The organism is Nonomuraea cavernae, from assembly GCF_014646355.1.
GTDB classification, from domain to species: Bacteria; Actinomycetota; Actinomycetes; order Streptosporangiales; family Streptosporangiaceae; genus Nonomuraea; species Nonomuraea cavernae.
Genome location: NZ_BMNH01000049.1, coordinates 22,829 through 30,273, shown reverse-complemented (window position 1 = coordinate 30,273; position 7,445 = coordinate 22,829). Strand labels below are relative to the sequence as shown.

Sequence of the window (7,445 nt, the reverse complement as noted above, 5' to 3'; positions counted from 1 at the left end):
GCTGCGTTCCGTTACTCTTCGCCGGGTCCGGAACAGCGCCGCGCGCGAAGTTCGCAGGTGTGTTGCTCGCGTCCACTAGGCAATTCTGAGACTGCAAACAGCGTTTGTTTGTTTGTTTGTTTCATAGGGTTACGGCGGTTATGGCGGGAAGGAAACACCCGGTTACATTCCGAACCCGGAAGTTAAGCTTCCCAGCGCCGATGGTACTGCACTCGGGAGGGTGTGGGAGAGTAGGTCACCGCCGGACAATTGTTTGAGAAGGGCTCCACCGTTGGGTGGGGCCCTTCTCGCGTTTCAGGGGCGGTGACGCGGAGGCTGTCGTGGTTGTCGTGCGACGGCTTGTTGAGGGCCGAGTAGTCCTCTGACACCTGCATGGCGACCAGATACTGACCTTCTCCGCGGACACGCAACCAACTGGCGAGCCATGGCGTGCCTTCGGGCACCCAGTAGTAGGGGGCGTGGCGGCCGCCGGCGTCGTCGAAGACGTTGGCCCCGGGCATGACGGTGAGATCGGGATCCTTCTCGGTGTGGGAAGAGGCGAACTCGATGGTGACGCCGGCGCAGATCAGCGGCGGCAGGTCGTCGATGTCGTAGATGTGGGAGCCGTCGCGGGGATGTGCCTTGCCGCCGAACGCACGCCAGTGGTTGCGGATCTCGGCCGTGGCCGGACAGGGCTGGAACCGATCGAGGAGGGCGTCCAGGTCGCCGTTCCACGTGTAGGCCCGGTACAGGGTCAACGTGCACTTGGCGGCGAAGTCCTCGGCCGCCTTGAGCTCGTTGCCACGACGGCAGCGGTCGAGGCCGCTGCGGCCCAGTTGCCTCGTCAGCTGCCCGGCGCGGGCTGTCCAGTCGAGGCGCATGGTGAGTGCCTTCCTGGCGATGGCCCGGTGCTCCGCCACCTCCGCGGCCATCGGTGTGATCGTAGGGGAGCGGACGGCGAGCTCCACGGCACAGGAAGACAGCACGAGCGCCACTGCGGAGAGCAGCGTCGTGGCGAGCTGAGTGGGCGGTGTCACACCGGGTGAGATGCGTTGACGGAGAGCAAAGTTCGGCGGTGTCAGGGAGTGGTCAGATGTGCAACTCGCCGGAGACCACGGTCACCGCGCGTCCGGCGAGATGGACCCGGTCGCCGTCGGCCTTGACGCGTACGAGCCCGCCACGAGCGGAGAGCTGTGCTCCCACCAATTCGGCCCGGCCCAACCGCGCCGACCAGTAGGGGGCGAGGGCGCAGTGGGCTGAGCCCGTGACCGGATCCTCGGGCACGCCGACATTGGGGGCGAAGAACCGCGACACGAAGTCGGTCGACGAGCCGGCCGCCGTGACGATGACCCCGCGGGCGTCGATCGAGGCCAGAGCTTCGATGTCGGGCGCGAGTGTGCGTACCGACTCCTCGCTCGGGAGCTCTACCAGTAGGTCGAGCTGGCTCCTTGCGACCTGCACCGGAGTGACTCCGAGGGCTTTTTCCAGACCTGCCGGAAGTGTGGCCGGTGTCACTTCTTTGGCTGGAAAATCCATCGTGATCAGGCCGTCGGGGGTGCGATTCACCGTGAGGCTTCCGCTGGCCGTACTGAATTCGACCTGGCCTGAGGCGGCGCCCGTCGAATAGAGGACGTGTGCCGTGGCCAGCGTCGCGTGGCCGCAGAGGGACACCTCGACGGCGGGGGTGAACCAGCGGAGCGAATCGCCGAGCAGGAAGGCGGTCTCGGACAGCCGCATCTCAGCCGCCACGGCCTGCATCCACGCGTCGGGAGCCGCGGACTCCAGCAGGCAGACCGCGGCGGGATTGCCTCGGAAAGGAGTGTCAGTGAAGGCGTCTACAGTGAAGAGGCGCATGAGTTGATGCTATCGGGGGAGAGATATCCAGATGAAACCAGACTGCTAGCGGGACAGAATGAAATTGGCTGTGGGCGTGTCGCATGGCGAACACGGAATCGTCGGTTACCGTCCAATGTGTAGGGACGTGCCGATTGCGGTGAGTTCCTGAGGAAAGGACAAACCGATGGGGGCAGTGCGCAAGGTGGTGAGCTACCTTGGCCTGGGCGGGATTGATCACTACGACGAGCAGTACGACGATGAGCAGTACGAAGAGGAGTACATGCCGGCGACGGAGCGGGCCGCCAGGAGGTGGCGTGCGTCCGTTGACTCTTCACGGATCGTGATGATCCAGCCACTCAAGTACAACGACGCGCCGATGATCGGGCAGCATTTCCGTGACGGCCAGACGGTCATCATGGACGTGACGGGCATGCCGATGCCCGAGGCGACCAGGATGGTCGACTTCGCGGCGGGCCTGGCCTACGGCTGTGAGGGACGGATCGAGCGCATCGCCGATCGGGTCTTCCTGCTGGCGCCGGCCCACGTGGAGATCGAGACGACCTAGGCCGCGCGCGGGCCGCGACGGATCAGCCGGGTGAGCTCGGCTGAGTCGTCTGCGGCCTGTTTTGCGCGTGCCTCCGCCTCGCGGGCGTAGGCGTGCAAGGCCCAGACGGCCCCGTCGGCCAGCTCTCTGAGCTCGGCGATCCGCGCGGCCACGTACTTGGCGTCTGATTCGACGGTCTTGCGCCGCTGCCAGAGCCGCCAGCCCGCGAGCCCGAGCAGAGCCGCTCCCGTCCCAGCGAGGAGCCAACTGGTGAGCGGCGCCCCGGCCAGGCAGCAGACGCCGGCGACGATCAGCAGGATGGCCGCCCACGGCGGGCGCCGGGGGTGCATTCCCTCGGCCACGATGGCAGCCTCGGCCTCGGCGAGTGACTCGTCATCGGGGCCTTCGGGGCGGAGCAGGATGTGGTGACCGAGCAGGGTCACCGTGAGCGTGGCGGGTGGGGTGAGGCGGCAGTCGTTTTCGAGCTCCTCGGCCAGGCCGCGCAGGAGCGGCGCAGCCACATGCAGGGCGATCGCCGCCAGGTGCGGGTCGGCACCCGGGCGCAGGTCGTCGAGCAGGTGTGAGGTCAGCGAGGCCATCGGGCCCGAGGGGCCGCCGAGGCCGATGAGCGAGCGGAGCACGGCGAGTGGCTCGTCTTCGGCCCACGCTGTGACCGGGCTGCCGGTGCTGTTGGTGAGTGGAGTGGAGGAGTCGTGCTCCGCCTGTCTGGTCGAGGTGATCTCCGTGCAGCGGGCGCGCAGCCGGGCCAGTCGTGCGGCCGCCTGGGCGGGTCTGGCCAGCTCAGGGATCTCGGCCATCTCGGGGAAGTCGATCAGGGAGACCGGCACCACCACGGTGGGCTCGCCGGGGACGACCGCCTGCACCCACTGCCGCTGGTCGGCGTGGTCGGGTACGCCCAGTGCGTCGAGCTTGCGGAGCACGAAGATCTTCCCGGCCGGACCGTAGGCGCCTCTGGCGGCGGCCAGCCAGAGGGAGCGCTGCCCGTGGGTCACCGGTTGGTCGACCGACAGCTCACCGAAGGCGGTGCCCAGCCAGGAGGCGTGGATGCGGCTGCCGTGGCCCGCGACGGCCAAGGCCAGGCAGAGGAAGAGGGCGGTGCGTTGCTGGTCGCGCCCCGCGGCTCTGCTCAGTGGCTCGAGTGGATCATCTCCGGCGAGGATCGCCACCAGGGCCTGGACGGCCGGAGGCAGCCAGTCGCCGGGGATGTCGTCGAAAGCCGGTGCGGTCGGAGGCACGGTGCCGTTGGCGGCAAGGTGTGCCAGCAGTGCCTCTGCGTAGCGGTGCAGCTCTGTCGTCGCTTGGGGGTTGGCAGTCAGGTCCGTGCTCAAGGCAGAGAACTCCCCCATCTTCGGCCCGGTTCATGACCGCGTAAAGCCTATCGGTGGGCGCGCCAACGAGGTGGAGGCGCGCCCACAGAGGGTGTCACATGCGCTCGGGAACCGGGACGCCCAGCAGATCGAGCCCGGACTCCAGCACCCGGAGGGTCAGCGCGCACAACGCCAGCCGCGACGCGCGCGTCTCGGCGTCGACGCCCTCCTTGAGCACGGGGCAGCCCTCGAAGAAGGCGGTGAAGGCCGTGGCGGTCGCGTAGATGAACGCGCACAGCCGGTGGGGTTCGTTCAGCTCGGCGGTCTTCGCCACCACGGCGCCGAAATCCAGCAGTTGGAGCGCCAGCGCGCGCTCGGCCGGATGCCCCAGGACGATCGGCCCCGTGGCGGTGGCCGGGTCGACGCCGCCCCTGCGGAAGATCGAGCGGATCCTCGCCTGGGCGTACTGCAGGTAGGGGGCCGTGTTGCCGGTCAGGCTGAGCATGCGGTCGAAGTCGAAGACGTACTCGCTGTCGTGGCTGATCGACAGGTCGGCGTACTTGACCGCGCCCATGCCGACGGCGTGGGCGATCTCGTCGCGGGTCTCGTCGTCGTAGCCGCGATCGGCGATCACCGCGGAGGCGCGGTCGACGGCCTCCTGCAGCAGCTCCGTCAGCTTGATGGACTCGCCGGAGCGGGTCTTGAACCGGCGCCCGTCCTTGCCGAGCATCATGCCGATCTGGACGTGCTCCGCCGACACGGTGTCGGGCAGCCAGCCCGCGAGCCGGGCGGCGGCGAACACCATGCGGAAGTGGAGCGCCTGGTCTGCGCCCACCACATAGAGGATGCGGTCGCTCTTGAGGTCGTGGACGCGGTAGCGGATCGCCGCCATGTCGGTGGAGGCGTAGCCGTAGCCGCCGTCGCTCTTCCTGACGATGAGCGGGAGCGGCTTGTCGTCGGAGCCGGTGAAGCCGGGCGGGAAGACGCAGAGCGCGCCCTCGCTCATCACGGCCACTCCCGAGCTCTCCAGGTCGTCGCAGGTCTTCTCGAGCATCGGGTTGTACATGCTCTCGCCGGCGATGTCGGCGTCGGTGAGCGTGACGCCGAGCATGGAGTAGACCTTGTTGAAGTAGCGGACCGTGGCGTCCATGAACACGTGCCAGAGCCGGATGGTGTCGGGGTCGCCCGACTGCAGCGTGGTCACCCGGACGCGGGAGCGCAGCTTGAACGCCTCGTCGTCGTCGAACTTCCGCCGGGCGGCCTGGTAGAACTCGGTGCCCATGCCGGCTTCGAGCTGCGCGACCGCGGTCTCCTCGCCGATGTCGAGCAGGTGCTCGATCAGCATGCCGAACGGGGTGCCCCAGTCGCCCAGGTGGTTCTGCCGTATGACGGTGTTGCCGAGGTGCTCGTGGATGCGGGCCAGCGAGTCGCCCACGATGGTGGTGCGGAGGTGGCCGACGTGCATCTCCTTGGCCGCGTTGGGGGCGGAGTAGTCGATCACCACCGTCTGCGGCGGCATGGTCGTGCCGACGCCGGTGCGCGGGTCGGCGAGCATGCCCGCGGCACCCGAGGCGATCCACGAGTCGTCGAGCGTGATGTTGAGGAAGCCCGGTCCGCTGACCTCGACGGTGCCGGGAAAGTCGGACAGCTCGGCGGCGAGGGCCTCGGCGACCTCCCGCGGGGACCGTCGCAGTCGCTTGCCCAGGCTCATCGCGACGTTCGCCTGGAAGTCGGCGAACTGGGAGGGCCGGATCAGCGGGTCTGCGTCGGCGTGCTCGGGGCCGAACGCGTTGGCCAGCGCCTGCTGGACGCGCTCGGTGAGCACCATTTGCGGGTCGGTCATGACCTAAGGGTACCGGCGACCTTGACCTCGGCGCAGTGCGCGAACTCGGGGCTGGGTGCGGCGCCTCGACGCCGGGTTCAGCGGCGGCGATGGTGCTTCTGCGCCGAGGCGACCCGGTCGCCGATCGTGGACACGATGCCGGCGGCGGACAGGTCGACGGCAAGCCGGCAGGCGGCGCTGATGCCCGCCGCTCTGGACGAGCCGTGCGCGATGACGACGGTGCCGTTGAGGCCGAGGAGCACCGCGCCGCCGTGTGCCTCGGAGTCGAGGCGGCGGTGGAGCTCGCGGATGCGCGAACGCTGCATGAGCGCACCCAGCTGGGCCACCCTGCTGTCGCTGATCGTCTCCCTGAGCTCGCGAAACGCGTAGCGGACGGCGCCCTCCATGGTCTTGAGCGCCACGTTGCCGGTGAAGCCGTCGGTGACGATCACGTCCACGCGGCCGGTGAGCAGGTCGAATCCCTCGATGTTGCCGGTGAAGCGGATGCCGGGGGCGGCCTGGAGCAGCTCGTGTGCTCGTTTGACCAGTTTGTTGCCCTTCTCGGCCTCGCCGCCGATCGTGAGCAGGCCGACCTTCGGCTGGGCGATGTCGTAGGCCAGCTGGGCGTAGACGGTGCCGAGCTGGGCGAACTGCACCAGCATCTCGGGTTTGGTGTCGGCGTTGGCGCCCGCGTCCAGGAGCAGCGTCGGGTGAGGAAGCGTGGGGAGCGCGACGGCTATGGCCGGCCGGAGCACGCCGTGCTGGGCCTTGAGCCTGAGTCTGCCGGTGGCGACGACCCCGGCGGTCGAGCCGGCGGACACCACCGCGGACGCGTCGCCCCGTCGTACGAGATGGCAGGCGACGGCGATGCTGGAGCGGGGGCGGCGCAGGCTGGCCAGGGCGCCCTCGTCCATCGCCAGGGCCTCCTCGGCCCGGACGATCGGGATCTCCCTGGTGGCGTCGTGGTCGGCGAGGGCCTCGTAGAGCACGCGCGGCGAGCCGACGAGCACGACCGCCAGCCCGCGCTCGCGCACGGCGTGCACGGCTCCCGCGACTATCTCGTGCGGCGCGTGATCGCCACCCATGGCATCGAGCGCGATCGGCTTGCTGTCGGACACTGGTCACCTCGTACGGGCATACGAACCCGTCGTCACCGATGGAAACGCGGGCTCGGGTATGTCCGCATCGTAGGCATGGCGGATGCCCAGGTTAACGGGCGGGTGGGGGCCCGGCGCCGATGCGCGCGCTACCTGAGGTTCCAGTCGGAGACGCCGCGCGAGACGATCACCTTGGAGAACATCGATCTGCCCACGATGCGGATGAGCGGCCCGTCGTCCTCGGATCCTCCCGACACGTTGCGCTTGCCGAACATGGAGGCACCCTCGTCGATCACCCGGGCGTTGTCGGGAACCCGGACGATCATCTTGCTGAACCGGGCGTCGGCCTCGAGCGTGATCTCACGGCCGGGCAGCACGGCGTCGGACAGGTCGACGATGAGCGCTCCGAAGGTGGCCGAGAGCCTGGTGTGCCGGGACGCGACCCAGCGGCCCTTCCTGATCACCTTGCTGAACTTGGAGTCGATCGTCTGCCGCTCGACCACGCTCGGCACGTGTGACGAGGTCACGTGGGGTAGGTCTTGGGTGAGGGGGACGAGCTCGCCTACGGTCTTGGCCGTGTAGGCCGCGTCCAGACGGTCGGCGTGCTCGACGCTGGTGAGTCTTCCGGTGGCGAGTGCCTCGCTGAGCACCGCGGCGACGCGGTCGCGGTCGGCGTCGGAGGCGCGCAGGACAGGGGCGTCGGTCGTCACGGTTAGCCAGTGTACGTCCAATCGCGATATGTCGCGAGTAGTCATTCTTTGAGAAAGCTTCGAGCTCAGGGGAACCGTAGCCATCGCCCCTCGCGTCCCGATATAAGAGCCGTAGACGCGCGACAGGGC

Annotated in this window: 6 protein-coding genes and 1 rRNA gene; 2 read left to right on the top strand and 5 right to left on the bottom strand. The window is 68.7% G+C overall.

What is annotated here, in order from left to right:
• The first annotated feature begins 130 nt into the window (after nt 1-130).
• Nucleotides 131-247 (top strand): 5S ribosomal RNA (gene rrf, locus IEY82_RS37860).
• Between the two features lie 821 nt (nt 248-1,068).
• Here the strand turns inward: rrf and IEY82_RS37855 are convergent.
• The gene (locus IEY82_RS37855; RefSeq protein ID WP_189129116.1) at nt 1,069-1,833 is read right to left on the bottom strand and encodes a PhzF family phenazine biosynthesis protein; all 765 of its coding nucleotides are present in this window, start codon (nt 1,831-1,833) and stop codon (nt 1,069-1,071) included.
• Nucleotides 1,834-1,999: 166 nt separating this feature from the next.
• On the opposite strand from IEY82_RS37855, the gene IEY82_RS37850 reads away from it, so the two are divergent.
• Complete coding sequence (locus IEY82_RS37850; RefSeq protein ID WP_189129115.1) at nt 2,000-2,380, top strand: cell division protein SepF; 381 nt, start codon at nt 2,000-2,002, stop codon at nt 2,378-2,380.
• Here the strand turns inward: IEY82_RS37850 and IEY82_RS37845 are convergent.
• The 4 genes from IEY82_RS37845 to IEY82_RS37830 all read right to left on the bottom strand — a co-directional run bounded on the left by IEY82_RS37845 (nt 2,377) and on the right by IEY82_RS37830 (nt 7,316).
• The gene (locus tag IEY82_RS37845; protein ID WP_225264358.1) at nt 2,377-3,708 is read right to left on the bottom strand and encodes a hypothetical protein; all 1,332 of its coding nucleotides are present in this window, start codon (nt 3,706-3,708) and stop codon (nt 2,377-2,379) included. The genes IEY82_RS37850 and IEY82_RS37845 overlap by 4 nt on opposite strands.
• Before the next feature lie 94 nt (nt 3,709-3,802).
• Nucleotides 3,803-5,530, bottom strand: coding sequence for an arginine--tRNA ligase (argS, locus tag IEY82_RS37840; RefSeq protein ID WP_189129114.1), 1,728 nt, complete (start codon nt 5,528-5,530; stop codon nt 3,803-3,805).
• Nucleotides 5,531-5,607: 77 nt separating this feature from the next.
• Nucleotides 5,608-6,594, bottom strand: a complete 987-nt coding sequence (gene plsX, locus IEY82_RS37835; protein WP_225264367.1) for a phosphate acyltransferase PlsX — start codon at nt 6,592-6,594, stop codon at nt 5,608-5,610.
• A gap of 161 nt (nt 6,595-6,755) precedes the next feature.
• Nucleotides 6,756-7,316: a DUF1707 domain-containing protein gene (locus IEY82_RS37830; protein WP_225264359.1), complete on the bottom strand. Its 561-nt coding sequence runs from the start codon at nt 7,314-7,316 to the stop codon at nt 6,756-6,758.
• Between the last annotated feature and the right edge of the window lie 129 nt (nt 7,317-7,445).

Bases quoted from the DNA above. Each gene is read 5' to 3' on its own strand.
- argS (WP_189129114.1), bottom strand. From the start codon at position 5,530: ATGACCGACCCGCAAATGGTGCTCACCGAGCGCGTCCAGCAGGCGCTG.
- plsX (WP_225264367.1), bottom strand. From the start codon at position 6,594: ATGGGTGGCGATCACGCGCCGCACGAGATAGTCGCGGGAGCCGTGCAC.
- IEY82_RS37855 (WP_189129116.1), bottom strand. From the start codon at position 1,833: ATGCGCCTCTTCACTGTAGACGCCTTCACTGACACTCCTTTCCGAGGC.
- IEY82_RS37850 (WP_189129115.1), top strand. From the start codon at position 2,000: ATGGGGGCAGTGCGCAAGGTGGTGAGCTACCTTGGCCTGGGCGGGATT.